This window comes from Pseudomonas sp. GW822-FHT04H02 (assembly GCF_058800645.1).
The window spans coordinates 1,283,363-1,305,342 of the sequence record NZ_JBXAMM010000001.1 but is presented as its reverse complement, the minus strand read 5'-3'; the positions used below and the strand labels follow the sequence as shown (position 1 = coordinate 1,305,342).

The window sequence follows — 21,980 nt, the reverse complement described above, 5'->3', positions numbered from 1 at the left end:
GTCCCCCCCCCCCCCCCCCCCCCCCCCCCCCCCCCGGCCCCCAGTCCTGCACCCATTGCGCCCCATCTGCAGTCCCGGGGCGCCCCAAGCGGCGGTTACAACCAGTAGCTCACCGCGTACCAGCCCAGCAGCCCCATCACCACGGTGTAGGGCAGGGCCATCCACACCATCCGTCCGTAGGACAGGCGTACCAGCGGCGCAATCGCCGAGGTCAGCAGGAACAGGAAGGCCGCCTGGCCGTTGGGCGTGGCCACGCTCGGCAGGTTGGTACCGGTATTGATGGCGATCGCCAGGGTTTCGAAGTGCTCGCGGCTCATCTGCCCGGAGATGAAGGCCTGTTTCACTTCGGTGATGTAGATGGTGGCTACGAACACATTGTCGCTGATGGCCGAGAGCAGGCCATTGGCAATGAACAGCATGCCCGGCTGCTGGTCCGCCGGCAGCGCCAGCACCCACTGGATCAACGGGGTGAACAGCTGCTGCTGGTGAATCACCGCCACCACCGCAAAGAACACCACCAGCAGGGCGGTGAAGGGCATGGCGTCCTTGAACGCGTTGCCCAGGCGGTGCTCGTCGGTGATCCCGGTAAAGGCGGTGATCAGTACGATCACCAGCAGGCCGATCAGCCCGACCTCGGCCACATGCAGGGCCAGGGCGACGATCAGGATCAGTGCCGCCAGCCCCTGCACCAGCAGGGCCGCGCGCTGGCGCGAGGTGCGCTGGGCATCGTCCTCGGCGGCGTAGTTGGCCAGCACCTGGCGCACGTTGTCCGGCAGCAGGGTGCCGTAGCCGAACCAGCGCAGCTTCTCCAGCAGTACGCAGGTCACCAGGCCAGCCGCCAGGACCGGCATCGAAACCGGTGCCACCTTGCTGAAGAAATCGGCGAAGTGCCAGCCCATTTCATGGCCGATCAGCAGGTTCTGCGGTTCCCCCACCAGGGTGCACACGCCGCCCAGGGCGGTGCCCACGGCGCCATGCATCAGCAGGCTGCGCAGGAAGGCGCGGAACTGCTCCAGGTCGTCATGATGCAGGGCAGGCAACTGTTGGTCGTCGGCGAAGGCGCTGTCCTGGCGCGGGTCATTGCCGGACGCCACCCGGTGATACACCGAATAGAAGCCTACCGCGGCGCTGATGATCACCGCGGTGACGGTCAGGGCGTCGAGAAAGGCCGAGAGGAAGGCCGAGAGAAAGCAGAACAGCAGGCCCAGCAGCGCCTTGGAGCGCACCCCCAGCAGCAGCCGGGAGAACAGGTAGAGCAGCAACTCCTTCATGAAGTAGATGCCGGCCACCATGAACATCAGCAGCAGGATCACCGGGAAGTTGTGCACCAGCTCGTCATACAGCGCCTGGGGCGTGGTCATGCCCAGCACCAGTGCCTGCACCAGCAGCAGGCCGCCGGGCATCAAGGGGTAGCACTTGAGGGCCATGGCCAGGGTGAAGATGAATTCGATCACCAGGCACCAGCCGGCGGCGGCCGGGCTGACAGCGAAGAACAGCAGAGGGTTGAGCAACAGGAACGCGACAATGCTTGCCTTGTACCAGCGGGGTGATTGGCCGAGAAAATTGTGGACGAACGCCTGGGCCATTGAACCGGACATTGGCGGCTCCTTGTAGTGAGAAGCGCGCAACTTGCCCCATGGCGGATTGAGAATCAAGAATTGATGAAATCTTTTGCGACAAACTTCGCCAGCGCCCCAGCGGCCGCCAGTGCACGACCTTCCGTAGGAGCCGGCTTGCCGGCGAAGAGGGCCTGGAGCCTTGCGCAGCCTTCAACGGTTTCACTCAGTACGCTTGGCCACCAGAGTCAGGATGTCGTAGCTGGCCACCACCTCGCCCAGCTGGTTGCTGACTTCCACATCCCAGGCCACCACTCCTTGCGGCGTGCCCTGGGGGCTGAGCTTGCCCTGGTCGATCTTGCGCTTGCAGGTCAGGCGCGCCTGCAGGGTGTCGCCAATGCCCACCGGAGTGATGAAGCGCAGGGTGTCCAGGCCGTAGTTGGCCAGCACCGGGCCGGGGCCCGGGGAAACGAACAGCCCGGCCGCCGCCGACAGCACGAAATAGCCATGGGCGATGCGCTTGCCGAACTGCGACGCCTTGGCGGCAATGTCGTCGAAATGCATGTAGAAGTGGTCCCCGGACAGGCAGCCGAAGTTCACCAGGTCGGCCTCGGTCACGGTGCGCCGGTGGGTCAGCAGGGATTCGCCGATCCGCAGGTCCTGGAAGTGCCGGCGGAAGGGGTGGACCTCGGTTTCGATCACCTGGGCACCGCGCACGTACTCACCGGTTACCGCCGTCAGCATGCTTGGCGAGCCCTGGATCGCCGCCCGTTGCAGGTAATGCTTGACCGCCCGCAGGCCCCCCAGCTCTTCGCCACCCCCGGCGCGGCCCGGGCCGCCATGCTTGAGCTGTGGCAGGGGCGAGCCGTGGCCGGTGGATTCGCCAGCACAGTGGCGGTCCAGCACCAGCAAGCGACCGTGCCAGGCCGCCGCCCGGGGAATGACCTGGGCGGCAATGGCCGGGCTCTTGGTGACCAGGCTGGCCACCAGGCTGCCCTTGCCGCGAGAGGCCAGCTCCAGTGCCTGGTCCAGGTCGTCATAGGCCATCAGGGTGCTGACCGGGCCAAAGGCTTCGATGTCGTGGGCGCCGCCCTCGGCCATGGGATCGCGCGCCAGCAACAGGGTCGGGGCGAAGAACGCGCCCTGGCTGATGTTTGTGCCTCGGGGCTCGAAGCCGTCCCGGGCACCGAACAGCAGGTCGCTGCTGTGCAGCAGGCTTTGCAGGCGCTCGGCCACATCGCGCTGCTGTTCATGGGAGGCCAGGGCGCCCATGCGCACGCCTTCCACCGCCGGGTCGCCCACCACCACCTTCGACAGGCGTTCGCGCAACCTGGTGGCCACCGCGTCCAGTTGTTTGGCAGGGATGATGGCGCGGCGGATGGCGGTGCACTTCTGCCCGGCCTTGACCGTCATTTCCCGTGCCACTTCCTTGATGAACAGCTCGAATTCCTCGTCGTCCTGGCTTACGTCCGGGGCCAGGATCGCGCAGTTCAGCGAATCGGCCTCGGCATTGAAGGGTACCGAATGACGGATCAGGTTCGGGTTGGCCCGCAGTCGTCCGGCGGTGCTGGCGGAGCCGGTGAAGGTCACCAGGTCCTGGCCTTGCAGGCGGTCCAGCAGGTCGCCGGTAGCGCCTATCACCAATTGCAGGCTGCCTTCGGGCAGCAGCCCGGATTCATGCATCAGCCGCACCGCGGCCTCGGTCAGGTAACTGGTGGCGCTGGCCGGCTTGACGATGCAGGGCATGCCGGCGAGGAAGCATGGGGCGAATTTTTCCAGCATGCCCCAGATCGGAAAGTTGAAGGCATTGATGTGCACCGCCACGCCACCCCGGGGCACCAGGATGTGGCTGCCGGCAAAGCTGCCGAGTTTGCTCAGGGATTGCGCCGGGCCTTCGTGCAACAGGTTGCCCGACGGCAGTTCCCGGGCGCCGAGGCCGGCGTAGCTGAACAGGGTGCTGTTGCCGCCCTCGATATCGATCCAGCTGTCGGCCCGCGTCGCGCCGCTGTGATGGGACAGGGCATAGAGCTGCTCCTTGCGCTCGCTCAGATACAGCGCCAGGGCCTTGAGGCGCTGGGCCCGCTGCTGGAAATCCAGGGCCAGCAAGGTCTTGCCGCCCTGATGACGACCAAAGGCCAGGGCCTCGGCGAAGTCCGGGGCCTCCTCGTGGGTGCGCGCCACTTCATGCCCGTCGATGGCGCTGCGCAGTGACTGGGCCGGATGCTGGCCGAACCAGCGGCCGGCGATGAAGCTTTGCAGGGTAGGAGCCTGTGGCATGGGGATTCCTCCAGAGGGTGAACCGGGTTCGAGCGCGGCAGCCCGCGCTCATGGATGGGGTCAGTGATGAGTGGCGCCGGATGCGCCAATGCCGGTCATGGAACGGATGAACTGCGCCAGGTAGCGCCCGCGCTCCAGTTCGGCCCGGGGCGAGCGGTCGCTGACGGAGAAGGCCCAGGCACAGAAGAACGCCAGGCTCATGGAAAACAGCGCCGGGTTGGCATAGGGAAACAGCGCCTGGGGGTGATGCAGCACATTGACCCAGACCGCCGGGCTGAGCATCAGCAGCACAATCGCCGAGACCAGGCCAGCCAGGCTGCCGCCCACCGCGCCGCGAGTGGTGAGGCCTTTCCAGAACATGGAAAGAAACAGCACCGGGAAATTCACCGAAGCGGCGATGGCCAGCACCAGCCCCGAGAGAAAGGCAATGTTCTGCGATTCGAACAACAGCCCCAGCAGCACCGCCAGCACCCCGATGCACAGGGTGGCGATCCGCGAGACGCGCATTTCCTGCCGGGTGCTGGCCTGGCCCTTGCGCAGCACGCAGGCGTACAGGTCATGGGAGACCGCCGAGGCGCCGGACAGCGCCAGCCCGGCCACCACCGCCAGGATGGTGGCGAAGGCCACGGCCGAGATGAAGCCCAGGAACAGGTTGCCGCCCACCGCCTGGGCCAGGTGCACGGCAACCATGTTGGCGCCGCCGATGATCGCGCCGCCGGCATCGCGGTACTGGGGCTCGGTACCGACCATGACGATGGCGCCGAAGCCGACAATGATCAGCAGCAGGTAGAAGTAACCGATGAAACCGGTGGCGTAGAACACGCTCTTGCGCGCTTCCCGGGCATCGCTGACGGTGAAGAAGCGCATGAGGATGTGCGGCAGGCCGGCGGTGCCGAACATCATGCCCAGCCCCAGGGAAATGGCATCGATGGGGTTCGACAGCAACCCACCCGGGGCCATGATCGCGCTGCCCTTGGCATGCACCGCGCTGGCCTGGGCGAACAGCGCCTCGCTGCTGAAGCCGAAGTGCTTGAGCACCATGAAGGCCATGAAGCTGGTGCCCGAGAGCAGCATCAGCGCCTTGATGATCTGTACCCAGGTGGTGGCCAGCATGCCGCCGAAGGTCACGTAGCAGACCATCAGCAGGCCCACCAGCATCACCGCATAGAGGTAGCTGATGCCGAACAGCAGCTCGATCAGCTTGCCGGCGCCGACCATCTGCGCCACCAGGTACATCAGCGCCACGCTCAGGGTGCCGAAGGCCGAGGTCAGGCGCACCGGCGTCTGGGCCAGGCGATAGGAAACCACGTCGGCGAAGGTGTACTTGCCCAGGTTGCGCAGGCGTTCGGCGATCAGGAACAGGATGATCGGCCAGCCGGCCAGCACCCCCAGGGCGTACAACAGACCGTCGTAGCCATTGAGGAACATCATTGCCGAGATGCCGAGGAAGGACGCCGCGGAAATCATGTCGCCGGCGATCGCCAGGCCATTCTGCAAGCCGCTCATGCCGCCACCGGCGGTATAGAAGTCGCTGGCGGAGCGGGTGCGCCGGGCGGCCCAGCGGGTGATGCCGAGGGTCATCAGGACAAACACCAGGAACATGCCGATGGCGTTCCAGTTCAATGGCCGCGCCGGCGTGTCGGCCGCCAGGGCCAGGTCGGTGGCCAGCAGGCAGGGCAGCAGGAATAGAGCGAGCGGGCGCTTCATGGCTGGCACTCGCGCTTGAGCTTGTCGTTCAGCGGGTCCAGCAGGCGGTTGCTGCGGTAGACGTAGAAGCCGGTGAGGGCAAAGGCCAGGCCGATCATAGCCACGCCCACCGGCATGCCGACGCTGGTGGCTCCGCCGGCCAACGAGCGCCCCAGCAGCCCGGGGTGGAAAGCCACCAGCAGTACGAAGCCGTAGTAGGCCAGGAGCATGATCAGGGTCAGCGACCAGTAGAGGCGCTGCTTGCGCCGCACCAGCTGGATGAAGTCCGGATGGCGGGTGATGCGGGCGATCTGTTGTGGGGTCATGGCGCGTTCTCTTGTTTTTGTTGTTGGTGGCACGTGAAGGCGCTGCGCGGCCTTTCGCAGCTTCGCTGGGGCTCGGCAGCGGCTACGGGCGGCTGCGGGGAGCGCCGGAGTCAGAGCTGGTCGAAGTCCAGTACCACCTTGTCGCTGAGCGGGAACGATTGGCAGGAGAGGACGTAGCCGGCCGCGACTTCGTAGTCTTCCAGGGCGTGGTTGCTGTCCATTTCCACTTCGCCTTCGATGACCTTGCATTTGCAGGTGGAGCAGACTCCGGCCTTGCACGAGTAGGGCAGTTCGGCGCCCTGGGCGTTGCCGGCGTCGAGAATGCTCTGGCTGTTGCGCGGCAGGTCGAAGGCCAGGGCGCGGCCGTCGCTGATGACGGTGACCCGGCTGTGCCGGGCATCCAGGGCGCTGGCGGTTTCCCGGGCCTGGCGCTTGTGCCCGTCGCTGCCGGCGTGGAACAGCTCGAAGTGGATGCGCTCGGCCGGCATGCCGGCAGCCTTGAGGCTGTCGCGCACGGTTTCGGTCATGGCCTGGGGGCCGCAGATGAACGCGGCCTCCAGTTGCTGGACGTCGAGCCAGCGGGAAAACAGCTGCTGGCACTTGTCCTGGTCGATGCGCCCGTTGTACAGGTCGATGTCCTGCCGTTCGCGGCTGAACACGAACATCAGGTTCAGCCGCTGCAGGTAGCGGTTCTTCAGGTCCTCAAGCTGTTCGCGAAACAGCGCCGAGTTGCTGGAGCGGTTGCCGTAGAGCAGGGTGACCCGGCTGTGGGGCTCGGTTTGCAGGGTGCTCTTGATGATTGACAGGATCGGCGTGATGCCGCTGCCGGCCGCCACCGCCAGGTAATGGCCGCGCCGCGCCGGGTCCAGCTCCACATGGAAACGCCCGGCCGGGGGCATCACGTCCAGGCTGTGGCCGGGCTGCAATCGTTCATTGGCGAAGGCCGAGAAACGCCCGCCGGCCACGCGCTTGACCGCGATGCGCAGTTCACCGTCGTTGACCCCGGTGCAGATCGAATAGGAGCGGCGCACTTCCTCGCCTTCAAGCTCGGTGCGCAGCACCAGGTGCTGGCCCTGGGTGAAGTGGAACTTTTGCTGCAGGTGCGGGGGAACCTCGAAGGCGATGGATACCGCGTCGCGGGTTTCATTGCGCAGGTCCTTGATGGTCAGGCGGTGGAACTGGCTCATGGTGGTTCTCCACTGCGGCGCCGGGCCGCTCAGATGCACTTGAAGTAGTCGAAGGGTTCCAGGCAATCACGGCAGCGATACAGGGCCTTGCAGGCGGTGGAGCCGAACTCGCTGAGGCGCTCGCTGTGGGCGCTGCCGCATTGCGGGCAGAGCACCTGGGGCGTTTCTCCCAGCAGGCTGCGCTTGCTGCTGCCCGAGGGCGGTGCAATGCCGTAGGCCTGCAGGCGCTGGCGCCCGCGCTCGGTGATCCAGTCGGTGGTCCAGGCCGGGGTCAGTTGGCGCAGCAGCCTGGGTGCCTTGAAGCCGGCGCGCTCCAGGGCCTGGCGGATGTCGCTTTCGATCACCTCGGTGGCCGGGCAGCCGGAGTAGGTCGGGGTGACCGCCACCTGCAGGTGCCCCTGGTGCCAGTCGAGGTGGCGCACGATGCCCAGGTCGAGCACGCTGACCACCGGCACTTCCGGGTCCATGACCCGGTCGAGGGTGGCCCAGGCGGTGTCCAGGTCCCCGGGCAACGGGTCGCGTGCCCCCAGGTCGCTGCCGATCAGCTCACCAGACCGCATCGGGATAGGCTCGCGGCAGTGATTGCATCTGGGCCAGCAGCAGGCCCAGGTGTTCGGTATGCAGGCCTTTTCGCGCATCCAGGTAGAAGTGGCTGGGCGCTTCGGGCACAGGCAGGGTGGCCCGGGCGAACACCGCGGCGACCCTGTCCTGCCAGGCGGTGGCAACCTGAGCCGGGTCTGCCAGCAGCCCGGCCTGGTGCAACGCGTTCTCCGCAGGATCGGTGGCGATCAGTTCCCCGGTAAAGCGCCACAGCCGCGGCAGGGCCTGGAGCATGCGCCGGTGGCTTTCCTCGGTGCCATCCCCCAGGCGCTCGACCCATTCGCTGGAGCGACGCAGGTGGTAGGTGACTTCCTTGAACGCCTTGGCGGCGACCCCGGCGATGCGTGGATCGCTGGACAGGCACAGGCCACGAAGGGTTTCCAGGTGCCAGGCGTCGTAGAAGAACTGCTTGAGCATGGTCACCGCGAAGTCGCCATTGGGTTGTTCCACCAGCAGCAGGTTGCGGTAGGCGCGTTCGTCGCGGCGAAAGGCCAGATGGTCGGCATCCCGCCCGTCCGCCAGCAGTTCGGCGGCATAGTCCAGCCAGTTGCGGGCCTGGCCCACCAGGTCGAGACCGACGTTCATCAGTGCCAGTTCTTCTTCCAGGGCCGGGGCCCGGCCGCACCATTCGCACAGGCGCTGGCCCTGGACCAGGGCACTGTCGCCCAGGCGCAGCAGATGGTTGAGCAGATCGTTTGCAGGGTTCATGGCCGGCCTCACATGTGTCCGACTTCGGGGGGCAACTGGTAGAAGCTGGCGTGGCGGTAGACCTTGTCGTCCGCCGGGTCGAACAGCGGCTCCTTTTCATCCGGCGAGGAGGCGACGATCTGCGCCGACGGCACCACCCACAGGCTCACGCCTTCGCTGCGCCGGGTGTAGAGGTCGCGGGCGTTGGCCATGGCCATCGGGGCATCGGCGGCGTGCACGCTGCCGACATGCTTGTGGTTGAGGCCGTGCTTGCTGCGCACGAAAACCTCGTAGAGGGTCCATTCAGACATTGCAGTGACTCCACATCAGGGCTGGAGGGCCATTGCCCCTGGGGGCAGTGGCCGGGGGTGAACGGGCTCTCAGGCGGCGTCGCGAGCGGCCTTCCGGGCGGCGTGGGCCACGGCGGCAGCCCGCACCCAGGCGCCGTCCTCGATGGCCTGGCGGCGGGTGTCCAGGCGTTCCTGGTTGCACGGGCCGTTGCCCTTGAGCACTTCGTAGAATTCTTCCCACTGGATTTCGCCAAAGTCGTAATGGCCGCGCTCGGCGTTCCACTTCAGCTCCGGGTCGGGGCAGGTGCAGCCCAGCAACTCCAGTTGCGGGATGGTCTGGTCGATGAAGCGCTGGCGCAGTTCGTCGTTGCTCTGGCGCTTGATCTTCCAGGCCATGGACTGGGCACTGTTGGGGGAGTGTTCGTCGCTGGGGCCGAACATCATCAGGGCCGGCCACCAGAGACGGTTGATGGCGTCCTGGACCATGTCCCGCTGTGCCTGGTTGCCCTCGCGCATCATGGTCAGGAGGATTTCGTAGCCCTGGCGCTGGTGGAAGCTCTCTTCCTTGCAGATGCGCACCATGGCCCGGGAGTAGGGGCCGTAGGAGGTGCGTTGCAGCACCACCTGGTTGACGATGGCCGCGCCATCCACCAGCCAGCCCACGGCGCCCATGTCGGCCCAGTTCAGGGTCGGGTAGTTGAAGATGCTCGAATACTTGGCCTTGCCGCTGTGCAGCCGGGCCACTTCTTCGTCGCGGTCGGCCCCCAGGGTTTCCATGGCGCTGTACAGGTACAGGCCGTGGCCGGCTTCGTCCTGGATCTTGGCCATCAGTTGCAGCTTGCGCTTGAAGGTCGGGGCGCGGGTGACCCAGTTGCCTTCGGGCAGCATGCCGACGATTTCCGAATGGGCGTGCTGGGAGATCTGCCGGATCAGGGTCTGGCGGTAGGCCTCGGGCATCCAGTTCTTGGCTTCGATCTTGATCTCGCCGTCGATCCTTTGCTGGAAGCTGCGTTCCTGTTCGGACATCTCGGCCAGTGGCGTGACGCGCTTGACCCCCGTTTCTACCAGCTGTGCGTACATGTGGCGTCTCCCGGTGTGAAGGTGTGGCTGGGCATGGGAATGTTTATATGTGATACGCAAATTAATATCAAACATAAAATAACGTGTCATGTCTGGTTTTGGTATCGCATTGCGCCCCTGGGCCTTTGCCAAGGCAAAAAAAAGCCCCGCATCAGCGGGGCTTCCAGGAAGGATGGATTAGCGGTTGCGTTTGTCGATTACCCGGCAGGCCTTGCCTTCGGAGCGCTTGATGCTGAATGCCGGCTGCAAAACGATACGCGAGCTGATGCCAATATGGGTCTTTATGTGGCGGCTGAGATCGCCGCAGAGGGCCCGCTGCTGCTCGTCCCCCAGCTGCTGGTGCTCAGGCTTGAGCTCGACGTGGATGTCAACGCTGTCGAGGTTGCCGTGGCGGTACAGGTGGATCTCGTAGCAGGGGGCCAGTTGCCCGACCTTCAGCACCTGCTCTTCGACCTGGGTGGGGAACACGTTGACCCCGCGGATGATCAGCATGTCGTCGCTGCGCCCGGTGATCTTGTCGATGCGCCGCATGGGCCGCGCCGTGCCCGGCAACAGCCGGGTCAGGTCGCGGGTGCGATAGCGGATCATCGGCAGCGCTTCCTTGGTCAGGGAGGTGAGCACCAGCTCGCCCAGTTCGCCATCGGCCAGTACCTGGCCGGTGATCGGGTCGATGATTTCCGGGTAGAAGTGATCCTCCCAGAGGGTAGGGCCGTCGCGGGTCTGCGCGCATTCCATGGCCACCCCGGGGCCGATGATTTCCGACAGCCCGTAGATGTCCAGGGCAGTGATGCCCAGGCGCTGTTCGATGGCACTGCGCAGTTCGTCGGTCCAGGGTTCGGCACCGAAGATTCCCAGGCGCAGCGCCAGCTGGTGCGGGTCCAGGCCCTGGCGCTCGATCTCGTCGGCGATGTTGAGCATGTAGGAGGGGGTGACCATGATGATGTCCGGCTGGAAATCCTTGATCAGTTGCACCTGCTTCTCGGTCTGGCCGCCGGACATGGGGATCACCGTGCAGCCCAGGCGTTCGGCGCCGTAGTGCGCCCCCAAGCCGCCGGTGAACAGGCCGTAGCCATAGGAAATATGCACCTTGTCCCCGGGCCGGCCGCCGGCGGCGCGGATCGAGCGCGCCACCACCTGCGCCCAGGTGTCGATGTCGTTGCGGGTGTAGCCGACCACCGTGGGCTTACCGGTGGTGCCGCTGGAGGCGTGCAGGCGTACCACCTGGTCCATGGGCACGGCGAACATGCCATAGGGGTAGTGGTCGCGCAGATCGGCCTTGGTCGTGAAGGGCAGGTGCGCCAGGTCTTCCAGGCGCTTGATGTCCTGGGGGTGCACCCCGAGCTGGTCGAAGCGCTGGCGGTACAGCGGGACCCTGTCGTAGGCGTGGTTCAGGCTCCAGCGCAGGCGTTCCAGCTGGTGCTGGCGCAGGTGGTCGATGCTGGCGGTTTCCATCGGGTCCAGCAGCGCGTCGGGCACGGTTCCGGCAATCGGCATGTTCATGGTGTCACTCGAATTGTTGTTGTCTTGTAGCCCGCCGGCGGGCGGGCTCTGAGTGCATGCCCCGGGGCGCAGGCGAGCCCCGGGGGAGTCTTTTTACTGTGCTTGCAGCCGCTCGCTGATCAGCGCGATGCCCGGGTCGACACCGACGCACATGGTGCACAGCGCGTAGCGGCCCCGGCGCTGCCAATGAGGATACGGACGGCATCGATGGGCAGTGGGTCATTCATGGGAGGTCTCCTGTGTCAGCACCGGGCCGTGCACTTGGTAGGATTTGCCTTGGAGCAGGGCGATGAGCCGGCCCTGCTGGTTTTCCACGCGCACCGCGTAGTGGCCGGTGCGGCCGCCGCGGTTCTGTTCATGGCAGTCGGCGGTCAGGGTGTCGCCCAACTGCGCCGGGGCGATGTACTCGATGCTGCAACCCAGGGCCACCGTGGCCCGGTCATGGCTGTTGCAGGCAATGGCGAAGGCCGAGTCGGCGAGGGTGAAGATCAGGCCGCCGTGGCAGGTGCCGTGGCCCTGCAGCATGTCGGCCCGCACGCTCATGCCCAGGCGCGCCGCACCGGGCGCCACCGACAACAGGCGCATGCCCAGGGCGTTGCTTGCCGGGTCACGTTCGAACAGGGTCCGGGCGCAGCGCCGGGCCAGTTCCATGGCGTCATGTTCAGTCATGCAGGGGCCTCCTTGGAGTCGCCGTGGTCAGCAGCCCTTGAACACGGGGCTGCGTTTATCCATGAAGGCGCTGACGCCTTCGCGGTAGTCCTCGCTGCAACCGGCCAGGCGTTGCAGGTCGCGTTCCAGGTCCAGTTGCTCATCGAAGCTGTTGTGCAGGCTGGCATTGAGGCTGCGCTTGATCAGGCCCAGGCCGTAGGTGGGTTGGGTAGCCAGGTGCCGGGCCAGGCTCAGGGCCTGGTCCCGCAGTTGGGCATCATCCACGCACTGGTAGATCAGGCCCCACTGCTCGGCCTGTTCGGCACTCAAGCGGTTGCCGAGCAGGGCCAGGGCCTTGGCCCGGGCCATGCCCACCAGGCGCGGCAGCAGCCAGGTACCGCCGGAATCGGGAACCAGCCCGAGCTTGCAGAAGGCCTGGATAAAGCTTGCCGAGCGTGCGGCCAGTACCAGATCGCAGGCCAGGGGCAGGTTGGCCCCGGCCCCGGCGGCCACCCCGTTGACCGCGCAGATCACCGGCAGCGGCAGGTCCCGCAGGGCCCGCACCAGGGGGTTGTAGAAGGTTTCGATGGAGGCCCCCAGGTCCGGCGCGGCGCCGCCGGGTGCCACGGTGCGCTCGCCCAGGTCCTGCCCGGCACAGAAGCCCCGGCCTTCCCCGGTCAGCAGCAGGACCCGCACCTGCGGGTCATTGCGCACCAGGTCCAGGGCTGCCTGAACCTCGCGGTGCATCGTCGGGTTGAAGCTGTTGAGCTGTTCGGGGCGGTTGAGGCTGAGAAGGGCCACGCCCTCGCTGATGGAGAACAGGATGGTGGTGAAGTTCATGGGCGGGGCGCTCTGTGCTGGGCGATCAGGCGAACACCACCGACAGGCGTGGAGGCAAGGCGTTGAGGCATGGTGAATGTCCTCGGGGTGGCCGGTGGTCGGCTCGATTGTCGGGTCGGCTGGTTGGCCGGTTTTCGTCGAGTATATCGCCAATGCGATACATAAAAACAATAGTGACTTGAATTTAATGTGTCTTGATTTTGAGTGTCGGTCCAGCTTTTTTTGTAGCCCAGGCTCACGACAAAAGCCTCCAGGCTGCCTGAGGCGTTGATAAATACGGGACTGACAAGTCTTTGTGGAGCAGTCAGGCTGGCTGATTGCGGCGGCGCCGGTCTTGTGCGTGGCCAATAATCTGATACAAACTGCCATCCGCAGTTCATCGTATTTCCTGCTTTCAGATGACGTGTTCTTCAAGGAACCTCTCCATGACCTGTTACAGCCTCGATGGATTGACCCCGGTGGTCGACCCCAGCGCTTATGTGCACCCTTCAGCGGTGCTGATTGGTGATGTGATTGTCGGCGCCCATTGTTACGTCGGCCCGTTGGCCAGCTTGCGGGGCGATTTTGGGCGGATCGTTCTGGAGGAGGGGGCAAACCTGCAGGATACGTGTGTGATGCATGGTTTTCCCGACAGCGATACGGTGGTCGAGCGCAACGGCCATATAGGTCATGGCGCTGTCCTGCATGGCTGTCGAATTGGCGCCGACGCCCTGGTGGGCATGAATGCGGTGGTGATGGACAACGCGCATATCGCGCCCCGTTGCATCGTTTCCGCGGCAGCCTTCGTCAAGGCCGGCTTCGAGTGTGCGCCACAGTCGCTGATCATGGGTACGCCGGCCCGGGTCAGCCGCCCGCTCAGTGATGCGGAGCTGGCCTGGAAGCAGGCGGGGACCCGCGAATACCAACAGCTGGCCAGGCGTTGCCTGGAGCAGATGCGGCCTTGCGAGCCGCTGCGGGAGGCAGAGCCCGGACGCCCGCGAATCGGCAACAGTGCGCTGCGCCCCAAGGCTCGCCCATGAACCTGCCCGGGCGCTATAGCTGCCTGAAACCCGCTATATTCCTTCCTTTTTTACCGGTACATCCATGTCGTCCCTAGCGCCACTGAACCACCTGATCAAACGTTTCCAGGAGCAGACTCCGATCCGCGCCAGTTCGCTGATCATCACCCTGTACGGCGATGCCATCGAGCCCCACGGCGGCACGGTGTGGCTGGGCAGCCTGATTCAGTTGCTGGAGCCCATGGGGATCAACGAGCGCTTGATCCGCACCTCGATCTTCCGCCTGAGCAAAGAGGGCTGGCTGAGCGCCGAAAAGGTCGGCCGGCGCAGTTACTACAGCCTGACCCTGACCGGGCGCCGGCGCTTCGACAAAGCCTTCAAGCGCGTGTACAGCGCCGGAGTGCCGGCCTGGGACGGCACCTGGTGCCTGGTGATGCTCTCGCAACTGTCTGTCGAGTTGCGCAAGCAGGTGCGCGAAGAGCTGGAATGGCAGGGGTTCGGCGCCATGTCGCCGGTACTGCTGGCCTGCCCGCGCAGTGATCGGGCCGATATCAACGCCACCCTGGCGGAGCTTGGTGCCCAGGAAGACACCATCGTCTTCGAGACCACGCCCCAGGATGTCCTGGGTTCCAGGGCTTTGCGCCTGCAAGTGCGGGAAAGCTGGAACATCGATGAACTGGCAGCCCACTACAGCGAGTTCATCCAGCTGTTCCGCCCGCTCTGGCAGGCCCTGCGCGAGCAGGAGCAGTTGCAGCCCCAGGATTGCTTCCTGGCCCGGCTGCTGCTGATTCATGAGTACCGCAAGCTGCTGCTGCGCGATCCGCAACTGCCCGACGAACTGCTGCCCGGGGATTGGGAAGGCCGCGCGGCGCGCCAGTTGTGTCGCAACATCTATCGCCTGATCCAGGCCCGGGCCGAAGAATGGCTGGCCACTGCCCTGGAGAACGCCGATGGCCCGTTGCCGGATGTCGGCGAAAGCTACTACCGGCGTTTTGGCGGGCTGGTCTAGCCCGCCCATCCACGGGGTGCCAGCTGTGATGCCCGAGGAGAGGCCCCGGGCGTTGCAGCCCGGGTTTATCACGGCCCGGATGTTAAATAGTCATTGACCTGCGAATTTGTCCTGATCTAGGGTCGCGAACGCATTCAATGCAACTAAGCAGAGAATGTTTCAGCGCTATTGCAGTTGAGTGACGTGCACTGCAAGTTTGAAGATATTTGCAATATAGGGAGCATGGCCAGGTACAGGTATTCGGTCCTGCAGGGAAAGCAGACAGATAAAGGAATTATCGATGAAGTGGATTCGCAACCTGGCTACAAAGTTCGGCCTGGCCATGATGTTGGTTATTTGGGGCAAGTTGGCTATTGCTTCGCAACTGGTTCCGGCATTTGGGCTGGCCAATGATCAATATGCCAAGTCTCCGGGGCCCTATGCAGTCAGCACCAATGCTGTTCTAAGTGATTGCCGTGGGTTATTGGGGGTATTGGCGCGGATCATGCTGTTGGATAACAGCCTGCAATGCAATCAGTCCTTTCCTTACGGATTCTCCAATCCGATCTCCACCAGTGTCTATTACCCGTCCAATATCAAGCAATTGGACAAGTTGCCAGTGGTCAACTTCGTCGGCGGCATTCTTTCCAACCAGGGGCAGTACACAGATCTGCTGCGGCTGTGGGCGAGCTACGGCTTCATCGTGATCATCTCCTCGGACTTCATCAACACCGCCCCCACCATGCATGTGCTCGGCGCCCTGGAACTGAGCAAGCTCAACCAGGACCCGACCTCGCCACTGTTCGGCAAGGTCGACCTGTCGCGCACCATTGTGGCGGGGCATTCGGCGGGAGGAGGCGCATCGATTCTATCGGCAAGCCTCTTGCCAGAGACCTTGAAGGGCATCGACCCGCAGTTGCGCTATATCGGCTCGCTGCCGATCGAACCCGGGCCGATCGGCCTTGGCTCCACGGTAAAGACACCGACCCTGGTGCTCACCGGTGCAGCGGACGTAGTGGTCCCGGCCTGGGCCTGGCCAAGGCTGTGGCAGGGCGGGCTGATCAAGGCCGTGCCGGGCTGGAGCGCAACCGCCCATAACGCCACCCATTTCAGCCCGGTCAGAAGCGTCAGGGAAGATGAGTTTGCCGGTATTACCACGGCCTGGATCTTATATATCGGCAAGAATGACCCGGCCGCCAAAGAATACTTTGTCGGTGAAGATTACAAACTGGCCCGAGATCCGCAGTTCATTCGCCTGCTATTCAACCCGCTGCGGGTCCAGCGCAATGAAGTAGCCGATAGCCTTCAATAGCACTGTGCTTTCTCCGGTAAAACGGATACAGCCCAGGGAGTGTGCGAAGCCTGTTTTCTGGCCCATTCAATAGTGCATTTCGCCAGCGCAAAGTTAAGGCGCCGGCGAAATGTACCGGGCGTTTCTTGAACTCGGGTGTTTTATTCATGAAATATTCTTCCTGCGTTACCTGGCAATGCGTTATTGCCGAACTGGCAAGGTAGGGCAGTGGCGGGTAGTTGTACGCTTCATGAACCAACTGCAATGGCAATGTCACTGCATTGTTATTTGCGCCCAATACCTTGGGGGCAGCGTTATATATCGCGCTGCAACCATAAGGACTCAATAACCCATGCCCAGTCTTACACGCAGGAAGCTCTTGCAAGCGGCCGCCATCGGTACTTTCTTTTCCTCATTGCCGGCATCCATCCGCCAGGCCCTGGCGATACCGGCGAACAACCGGACCGGGACCATCAAGGACGTCGAGCACGTGGTGATCCTGATGCAGGAAAACCGTTCGTTCGACCACTACTTCGGCACCTTTCCCGGGGTACGCGGCTTCAGTGACCGCTTCACCATCCCCCAGACCGGTCAACGGGAAGTGTGGGAGCAACAGGGCAAGGGCCGGCTGGTGATGCCTTATCACCTGGACAGCAGCAAGGGCAACGCCCAGCGCGTCAGCGGCACCCCGCATTCCTGGGCGGACGCCCACTCGGCCTGGGGCGAGGGGCGTATCAGCGCCTGGCCGACCTATAAGACCAATACCTCCATGGGCTACTACCGCGAGCAGGAACTGCCTTTCCAGTTCGCCCTGGCCAACACCTTCACCCTGTGTGACGCCTACCACTGTTCGGTGCACGCCGGCACCAACCCCAACCGGCTGTTCCTCTGGACTGGCAGCAATGGCGCGAGCGCAGCCAAGGTGGCGGCGGTGGTCAACGAATGGGACGGCCCGGGGCCGGTGAATGTCGGCTACAGCTGGAAGACCTACCCCGAGCGCCTGGAAGAGCAGGGCGTGAGCTGGAAGGTGTACCAGCACCTGCCGGACAACTTCGGCGACAACCCGCTGGCGGGGTTCCGGCAGTACCGGGCCGCCAGCGTGCAGGTCGGCAACCCGGCCCAGCCGCCGAAGGATTTCAATGCCTTCGTGCCCTACAGCGACGGGCTCAACGCCGTGGCGCCGCTGTACAAGGGCAATGGCAACACCCTGCCGGCCAGCAGCGGCAGCAACCTGGAGACCATCATTGGCGGGTTTCGCAACGACGTGCAGGCCGGCAAGCTGCCCCAGGTCAGCTGGATTGTCGCGCCGGCAGCCTATTCCGAGCATCCCGGGCCTTCGAGCCCGGTGCAGGGCGGCTGGTTCACCCAGGAAATTCTCCTGGCCTTGACCAGCAACCCCGAGGTCTGGAGCAAGACGGTACTGCTGGTGACCTACGATGAAAACGACGGCTTCTTCGACCATATGCCGTCGCCCTCGGCGCCTTCGCGGCGCAAGGACGGCAGCTTTGCCGGCAAGTCCACCCTGGGTTTCGACAGCGAACTGTTCACCCACCCGGCCCCGGCGGGCTCGACCCAGCAACCCTTGCCCGATGGCGGCGTATACGGGCCGGGGCCGCGGGTGCCGATGCTGGTGCTGTCGCCCTGGAGCCGTGGTGGCTGGGTCAACTCGCAAGTGTTCGACCATACCTCGGTGCTGCAATTTCTCGAGAAACGCTTTGGCGTGCGAGAGCCGAACATCAGCGCCTGGCGGCGGGCAGTCTGCGGCGACCTGACCTCGGCGTTCAACTTTGCCGACCCCAACCATGAAACCCTTCCCGCGCTGCAGACCACTACCCGCCAGGCCGCCGACAGCCTGCGCCAGCGCCAGGAGAAACTGCTGCCGGTACCGCTGCCCTCGGCCGGCCAGCAACTGGCGCCGCAGCAGCAGCGCCTGGCCCGGCCTTCCCGGGCCTTGCCCTATCGGCTGCATGTGGACAGCCAGGCCGATCCCAAGGCTCGCACCTTGTCGCTGAGCCTGCAGAACACTGGGGAGCAAGGGGCGGTATTGCATGTCTACGATGGCCTGCACCTGAGCGAGATTCCCCGCCGCTATACCGTGGAAGCCGGCAAGGCCCTGCAGGACAGCTGGCCGGTGGTGGAGCGCTATCAGCTCTGGGTCCTGGGCCCCAACGGGTTTCACCGCAGTTTCCACGGCGACCTGAAAACCCTGCAGCCCGAACTGCTGGTGACCACCAGCAACAGCCAGTTGCAACTGACCCTGAGCAATCCGGGGGAACACGGGGTGGTCATCAGTATCGATCGCTGCCCCTACACCCAGCAGGGCCCATGGACCTTGGCGGTACCGGCCCGGGGCGAGGTGCGCCAGGTGTTTGCCTGCGAGGGTAGTGGCGGCTGGTACGACCTGACGCTGCGCAGCGACGGCGGCTGGCTGCGCCGGATCGCCGGGCGCCTGGAAACCGGAGCACACAGCATCAGCGACCCCTTGATGGGCCGGGCATGAAGACCTTGGCAAAAACGGGGGCGCTTTCGAAGTGAAACCGGAAGCCGGGCTGGATAACGACAAGAGCAACTAATACCCGGAAGGTAGAAGTTGTAGAGGAGGGCAGGATAGATAGGGTGCTTAGTTGTTTGCTTTAAATAACGGATCACCCCTTCGGGTGATCCGTTAACAGCATCGCTTACTTGGGCATGGCCCAGGACTGCAAGGTATAACCGTCCTGGCTCAGTTCGGCGCGGGCCTGTTTGAGCAGGTCTTCCAGCTGGGCTGGATCGGAGTAGGCACTGCTGGGAATCTGGGTGTGGCCAATACGGGTGCTGGTGCGGTCGATGACGGTCAGGCTGAGTTCGCCATTACCGTCCTGTGGAGCCCAGGCCACGCATTGAAAAGGCTGGAATGCGCGGTCGGCGATCAAAAGTGCTTCGTTGATACGGAGCGGGGCGTTCATGGGGTCTTCTCTCTGTGTGCCCAATCAAATGATGTGCCGTCGGTTGGGCTTACCGTTCGGCTGGTCATTTGTACTGATGCACCGAGGTAGCACTCGGGTCACACTGAAAAACAAGTTTTTACAACTTTCGTGCATAGGCCTTGTGGCCGGGCCCTTAGTTGCGGGGGCTGGATAAAACAACTGCGACAATCAGTCGCTCGTGAACAGCTTGGAGTCCCACGTTAGTTCCTTTGGTAATCAGCGCTATAAGCAATTGATACATTCCACCGTCAAATTCTTGCTAATGTTACAGCCAGGTTTTCCAAATCACTGTTTCTAATAACTTTTCCATACCCTGGCGCCAAGGAACAGTCATGCTCGAAGCCCCTGTGCAGCGCCGTTTGCTGGTGGTCGATCCCTGTGACGATTGCCATCGCCTGTTACCCGGTTTGCGCACCATTGGCTGGGATGTCGACAGCTGTGACCTGGAGTCCGCTCGCGAACGTTCCTGCGATGTCGGCCTGCTGCGCCTGCAGCCTTTTCACCTGGAGCGCCCGGAGGCGGTCAAGGACCTGATCAGCCGCAGCGGCACCGAGTGGATCGCAGTATTGAGCCAGGAAGTGCTGCGCCTGCAGAAGGTCGGGGATTTCGTCTGCGAGTGGTTTTTCGACTTCCACACCCTGCCGTTCGACGTGTCGCGGGTCCAGGTGACCCTCGGCCGGGCGTTCGGCATGGCGCGCCTGCGGGGCCAGGGCTCGATCCATGTGGACCAGCCCGAGCATGAGTTGTTGGGCGATAGCCGGCCGATCCGCGACTTGCGCAAGCTGCTGGGCAAGCTGGCGCCCACCGAGTCGCCCGTGCTGATCCGAGGCGAAAGCGGCACCGGCAAGGAGCTGGTGGCGCGTACCCTGCATCGTCAGTCCCAGCGCCACGACAAGCCCTTTGTCGCCATCAATTGCGGGGCGATTCCCGAACACCTGATCCAGTCCGAACTGTTCGGGCACGAGAAGGGCGCCTTTACCGGCGCCCATCAACGCAAGGTCGGGCGCATCGAGGCGGCCCATGGCGGCACCTTGTTTCTTGACGAGATCGGCGACCTGCCGCTGGAGCTGCAGGCCAATCTGCTGCGCTTCCTGCAGGAAAAGCACATCGAACGGGTAGGGGGCAGCCAGCCGATTCCGGTGGATGTTCGGGTTCTGGCGGCCACCCACGTCGACCTGGAAGCGGCCATTACCAGCGGGCGCTTCCGTGAGGACCTCTACTACCGCCTGAATGTGCTGCAAGTGATCACCGCGCCGTTGCGCGAGCGCCATGGCGACCTGGGCATGCTGGCCAGCCATTTTGCCCACTTCTATAGCCAGGAAACCGGGCGCCGGCCCCGCAGTTTCAGCGAGGATGCCCTGGTGGCCATGGGCAAGCATGATTGGCCGGGCAATGTCCGCGAACTGGCCAACCGGGTGCGGCGCGGCCTGGTGCTGGCCGAGGGGCGGCAGATCCAGGCCAGCGACCTGGGCCTGCTCAGCCTGCAGGCCCAAGACCTGCCCATGGGCACCCTCGAAGACTACAAGCACCGCGCCGAGCGCCAGGCCCTGTGCGACGTGTTGAACCGGCACAGCGACAACCTCAGCGTGGCGGCGCGGGTCCTGGGGATCTCGCGCCCGACCTTCTACCGTTTGCTGCACAAGCACCAGATCCGCTAGGGCGGGGAGAAACGCCAAGGCCCGCTGCGATTGGGGAATCGCAGCGGGCCTTGGCGTTTTTGCCGGTGGGTCAGAAGTAGTAGGGGAATTTCAGGCTGAAGGTGAAGGCCGGAGCATCCTCGGTCATGCCGATGGACAGGTTGGGTACGATGGTCAGGTTGTCGGAGGCGGCAATCGTCATGCCGACGTTGAAGTAGCCGGCGTTGGCATCGCTGGAGACCACCGACTGCCAGTCGCCACCGTCCTGCTTGAGCTTGCTTTTACGCTGCACCAGGTCGGAAACCGAGAAGGACATACTCATCTTCTCGTTGAGCGCAAAGGCGACACCGGCGCCGATCTGGAAGCTGTCGCCCAGGCGCACCTTGCCGGGGGTCTTGCTGCCCACTGTCGAGCTGATGTCATCGAAGGACTCTTCCAGGTTGTGGGTATAGGCCAGAGTCCCGAACAGCACGGCCGGATCGAAGGTCTTGACCAGGGAGATCCCGGGGGTGACCGACCAGACGCCGTTACCGGTGGGCAGGCTTTCAGGCACGTAGAGGTTGTTGTTGGCAGAGGACTGCACCAGCTTGATGCCGAATGGGTCCTTGCCGGTAGGGGCTTTGACGCGCAAGGTTGCCACCGCGTCGGGCCAGAACTCGGACTCGTCGAGGAACTTGTAGGCCACCCCGAAGTTCACGTCACCCAGGGTCGGGTCGCGGGTGACCGACTCTTCGGTGGTCTGGGTGCCTGAGCCGCCGCCACCGCCGGATTGGAAGGTGGATTCGCGATAGACCACGGGTGCGTTGATATCGAATTGCCAGCGATTGTTGAGGTTGTAGCGCGCGGTCAGGTCGAGGGTCCAGGTATCGGACTTGATCCGGTCCAGGTTGATGTTGCCGAGAAAGATCGAATCCAGCGCCAGGAAGCCGTTGACTGTCAGTTGGCGGGCATCGTAGCGGGCATAGGTCAAGCCGGTCTCGACGCTGAACTTGCCGCCGCCAAAGAAACCACTGGCCTCGTCGTAGAGGTTGCTGACGCTTTGTGCCGGTTCCGAATCATCCTTGAGGGACTGGCCATAGGAAGCGCCTCCTGCAGCGCCTCCGGAAGCGGCACCGGCCCCAGTACCGGCGACCTGTTGATTGCCCTTCAGGTCAGCAGGTGATTTGGCCAGGCGCTTGGGGGGCGGAGCCGCCGGTTGATCCTCCACTTGGCGAACCCGTTGTTCCAGCACCGCGAGGGCCTTCTGCTGTACTTCGTAACGTTGCTTGAGTTCCAGAAGCTCTCGTTTCAGGGTCTCTACATCGGCGTCCGGCGCCGCTTGTACCAGCGCCGCCGGGAATAGAGTGCTTAAACAGACTATTGCGCGCAGTGAAACCGATCGATACATGAAATAAACCGTCCCTTGTGAACCCCAATGGTCGAG

19 protein-coding genes are annotated in these 21,980 nt (G+C 64.1%); 5 read left to right on the top strand and 14 right to left on the bottom strand.

The annotated features are described in order from the left end of the window. Positions 1 to 95: 95 nt before the first annotated feature. The 12 genes from nhaB to paaG form a co-directional block, all read right to left on the bottom strand. The gene (gene nhaB / locus AC1RMG_RS05925; RefSeq protein WP_493168663.1) at positions 96 to 1,598 is read right to left on the bottom strand and encodes a sodium/proton antiporter NhaB; all 1,503 of its coding nucleotides are present in this window, start codon (positions 1,596 to 1,598) and stop codon (positions 96 to 98) included. A 180-nt stretch (positions 1,599 to 1,778) separates the two neighbouring features. Further along, the gene (paaZ, locus tag AC1RMG_RS05920; protein ID WP_493168661.1) at positions 1,779 to 3,833 is read right to left on the bottom strand and encodes a phenylacetic acid degradation bifunctional protein PaaZ; all 2,055 of its coding nucleotides are present in this window, start codon (positions 3,831 to 3,833) and stop codon (positions 1,779 to 1,781) included. Positions 3,834 to 3,893: 60 nt separating this feature from the next. Continuing rightward, a complete protein-coding gene (locus tag AC1RMG_RS05915; RefSeq protein WP_123397359.1) occupies positions 3,894 to 5,540 on the bottom strand; it encodes a cation acetate symporter in 1,647 nt (548 codons plus the stop codon). Next, positions 5,537 to 5,845: a DUF485 domain-containing protein gene (locus AC1RMG_RS05910; RefSeq protein ID WP_011061425.1), complete on the bottom strand. Its 309-nt coding sequence runs from the start codon at positions 5,843 to 5,845 to the stop codon at positions 5,537 to 5,539. Before AC1RMG_RS05910 ends, AC1RMG_RS05915 begins: the two co-directional genes overlap by 4 nt. Positions 5,846 to 5,955: 110 nt before the next feature. Beyond that, complete coding sequence (paaE, locus tag AC1RMG_RS05905) at positions 5,956 to 7,032, bottom strand: 1,2-phenylacetyl-CoA epoxidase subunit PaaE (RefSeq protein WP_401332644.1); 1,077 nt, start codon at positions 7,030 to 7,032, stop codon at positions 5,956 to 5,958. A gap of 29 nt (positions 7,033 to 7,061) precedes the next feature. Next, the gene (gene paaD / locus AC1RMG_RS05900) at positions 7,062 to 7,592 is read right to left on the bottom strand and encodes a 1,2-phenylacetyl-CoA epoxidase subunit PaaD (RefSeq protein ID WP_011061423.1); all 531 of its coding nucleotides are present in this window, start codon (positions 7,590 to 7,592) and stop codon (positions 7,062 to 7,064) included. After that, the gene (gene paaC / locus AC1RMG_RS05895; RefSeq protein ID WP_011061422.1) at positions 7,579 to 8,340 is read right to left on the bottom strand and encodes a 1,2-phenylacetyl-CoA epoxidase subunit PaaC; all 762 of its coding nucleotides are present in this window, start codon (positions 8,338 to 8,340) and stop codon (positions 7,579 to 7,581) included. Before paaC ends, paaD begins: the two co-directional genes overlap by 14 nt. Before the next feature lie 8 nt (positions 8,341 to 8,348). Beyond that, entirely contained in the window at positions 8,349 to 8,630 is a 282-nt protein-coding gene (gene paaB, locus AC1RMG_RS05890) for a 1,2-phenylacetyl-CoA epoxidase subunit PaaB (protein ID WP_011061421.1), read from the bottom strand. 69 nt (positions 8,631 to 8,699) lie between these two features. Then, positions 8,700 to 9,689, bottom strand: a complete 990-nt coding sequence (gene paaA / locus AC1RMG_RS05885) for a 1,2-phenylacetyl-CoA epoxidase subunit PaaA (protein ID WP_248766293.1) — start codon at positions 9,687 to 9,689, stop codon at positions 8,700 to 8,702. Positions 9,690 to 9,866: 177 nt separating this feature from the next. Further along, positions 9,867 to 11,189 carry a phenylacetate--CoA ligase PaaK gene (gene paaK / locus AC1RMG_RS05880; protein ID WP_011061419.1) on the bottom strand — a complete coding sequence of 441 codons (1,323 nt, stop codon included), beginning with the start codon at positions 11,187 to 11,189 and terminating at the stop codon, positions 9,867 to 9,869. Positions 11,190 to 11,408: 219 nt separating this feature from the next. Then, a complete protein-coding gene (paaI, locus tag AC1RMG_RS05875) occupies positions 11,409 to 11,858 on the bottom strand; it encodes a hydroxyphenylacetyl-CoA thioesterase PaaI (RefSeq protein ID WP_011061418.1) in 450 nt (149 codons plus the stop codon). Between the two features lie 27 nt (positions 11,859 to 11,885). Continuing rightward, positions 11,886 to 12,677: a 2-(1,2-epoxy-1,2-dihydrophenyl)acetyl-CoA isomerase PaaG gene (gene paaG, locus AC1RMG_RS05870; protein ID WP_123473423.1), complete on the bottom strand. Its 792-nt coding sequence runs from the start codon at positions 12,675 to 12,677 to the stop codon at positions 11,886 to 11,888. 425 nt (positions 12,678 to 13,102) lie between these two features. Here paaG and paaY point away from each other — a divergent pair, with 425 nt between their 5' ends. The 4 genes from paaY (at position 13,103) to AC1RMG_RS05850 (ending at position 18,454) form a co-directional block, all read left to right on the top strand. Then, the gene (gene paaY / locus AC1RMG_RS05865) at positions 13,103 to 13,696 is read left to right on the top strand and encodes a phenylacetic acid degradation protein PaaY (RefSeq protein ID WP_011061416.1); all 594 of its coding nucleotides are present in this window, start codon (positions 13,103 to 13,105) and stop codon (positions 13,694 to 13,696) included. A 64-nt stretch (positions 13,697 to 13,760) separates the two neighbouring features. Next, positions 13,761 to 14,684, top strand: a complete 924-nt coding sequence (gene paaX, locus AC1RMG_RS05860; protein ID WP_493168657.1) for a phenylacetic acid degradation operon negative regulatory protein PaaX — start codon at positions 13,761 to 13,763, stop codon at positions 14,682 to 14,684. A 280-nt stretch (positions 14,685 to 14,964) separates the two neighbouring features. After that, positions 14,965 to 15,975, top strand: a complete 1,011-nt coding sequence (locus AC1RMG_RS05855; RefSeq protein ID WP_011061414.1) for a poly(ethylene terephthalate) hydrolase family protein — start codon at positions 14,965 to 14,967, stop codon at positions 15,973 to 15,975. 331 nt (positions 15,976 to 16,306) lie between these two features. Continuing rightward, a complete protein-coding gene (locus AC1RMG_RS05850; RefSeq protein WP_011061413.1) occupies positions 16,307 to 18,454 on the top strand; it encodes a phosphocholine-specific phospholipase C in 2,148 nt (715 codons plus the stop codon). 178 nt (positions 18,455 to 18,632) lie between these two features. Here AC1RMG_RS05850 and AC1RMG_RS05845 read toward each other — a convergent pair whose 3' ends face one another. Further along, positions 18,633 to 18,899 (bottom strand): DUF1652 domain-containing protein, encoded by a 267-nt coding sequence (locus AC1RMG_RS05845; RefSeq protein WP_015635695.1) that lies wholly within the window; start codon positions 18,897 to 18,899, stop codon positions 18,633 to 18,635. Between the two features lie 353 nt (positions 18,900 to 19,252). Between AC1RMG_RS05845 and AC1RMG_RS05840 the strand changes: the two genes are divergently transcribed. Then, positions 19,253 to 20,578 (top strand): sigma-54 dependent transcriptional regulator, encoded by a 1,326-nt coding sequence (locus AC1RMG_RS05840; protein ID WP_053151755.1) that lies wholly within the window; start codon positions 19,253 to 19,255, stop codon positions 20,576 to 20,578. Between the two features lie 70 nt (positions 20,579 to 20,648). Here the strand turns inward: AC1RMG_RS05840 and fapF are convergent, their stop codons facing one another. Then, positions 20,649 to 21,944 (bottom strand): fibril amyloid transporter FapF, encoded by a 1,296-nt coding sequence (gene fapF, locus AC1RMG_RS05835; protein WP_011061410.1) that lies wholly within the window; start codon positions 21,942 to 21,944, stop codon positions 20,649 to 20,651. Between the last annotated feature and the right edge of the window lie 36 nt (positions 21,945 to 21,980).

Bases quoted from the DNA above. Each gene is read 5' to 3' on its own strand.
- nhaB (WP_493168663.1), bottom strand. From the start codon at position 1,598: ATGTCCGGTTCAATGGCCCAGGCGTTCGTCCACAATTTTCTCGGCCAA.
- paaZ (WP_493168661.1), bottom strand. From the start codon at position 3,833: ATGCCACAGGCTCCTACCCTGCAAAGCTTCATCGCCGGCCGCTGGTTC.
- AC1RMG_RS05915 (WP_123397359.1), bottom strand. From the start codon at position 5,540: ATGAAGCGCCCGCTCGCTCTATTCCTGCTGCCCTGCCTGCTGGCCACC.
- AC1RMG_RS05910 (WP_011061425.1), bottom strand. From the start codon at position 5,845: ATGACCCCACAACAGATCGCCCGCATCACCCGCCATCCGGACTTCATC.
- paaE (WP_401332644.1), bottom strand. From the start codon at position 7,032: ATGAGCCAGTTCCACCGCCTGACCATCAAGGACCTGCGCAATGAAACC.
- paaD (WP_011061423.1), bottom strand. From the start codon at position 7,592: ATGCGGTCTGGTGAGCTGATCGGCAGCGACCTGGGGGCACGCGACCCG.
- paaC (WP_011061422.1), bottom strand. From the start codon at position 8,340: ATGAACCCTGCAAACGATCTGCTCAACCATCTGCTGCGCCTGGGCGAC.
- paaB (WP_011061421.1), bottom strand. From the start codon at position 8,630: ATGTCTGAATGGACCCTCTACGAGGTTTTCGTGCGCAGCAAGCACGGC.
- paaA (WP_248766293.1), bottom strand. From the start codon at position 9,689: ATGTACGCACAGCTGGTAGAAACGGGGGTCAAGCGCGTCACGCCACTG.
- paaK (WP_011061419.1), bottom strand. From the start codon at position 11,189: ATGAACATGCCGATTGCCGGAACCGTGCCCGACGCGCTGCTGGACCCG.
- paaI (WP_011061418.1), bottom strand. From the start codon at position 11,858: ATGACTGAACATGACGCCATGGAACTGGCCCGGCGCTGCGCCCGGACC.
- paaG (WP_123473423.1), bottom strand. From the start codon at position 12,677: ATGAACTTCACCACCATCCTGTTCTCCATCAGCGAGGGCGTGGCCCTT.
- paaY (WP_011061416.1), top strand. From the start codon at position 13,103: ATGACCTGTTACAGCCTCGATGGATTGACCCCGGTGGTCGACCCCAGC.
- paaX (WP_493168657.1), top strand. From the start codon at position 13,761: ATGTCGTCCCTAGCGCCACTGAACCACCTGATCAAACGTTTCCAGGAG.
- AC1RMG_RS05855 (WP_011061414.1), top strand. From the start codon at position 14,965: ATGAAGTGGATTCGCAACCTGGCTACAAAGTTCGGCCTGGCCATGATG.
- AC1RMG_RS05850 (WP_011061413.1), top strand. From the start codon at position 16,307: ATGCCCAGTCTTACACGCAGGAAGCTCTTGCAAGCGGCCGCCATCGGT.
- AC1RMG_RS05845 (WP_015635695.1), bottom strand. From the start codon at position 18,899: ATGAACGCCCCGCTCCGTATCAACGAAGCACTTTTGATCGCCGACCGC.
- AC1RMG_RS05840 (WP_053151755.1), top strand. From the start codon at position 19,253: ATGCTCGAAGCCCCTGTGCAGCGCCGTTTGCTGGTGGTCGATCCCTGT.
- fapF (WP_011061410.1), bottom strand. From the start codon at position 21,944: ATGTATCGATCGGTTTCACTGCGCGCAATAGTCTGTTTAAGCACTCTA.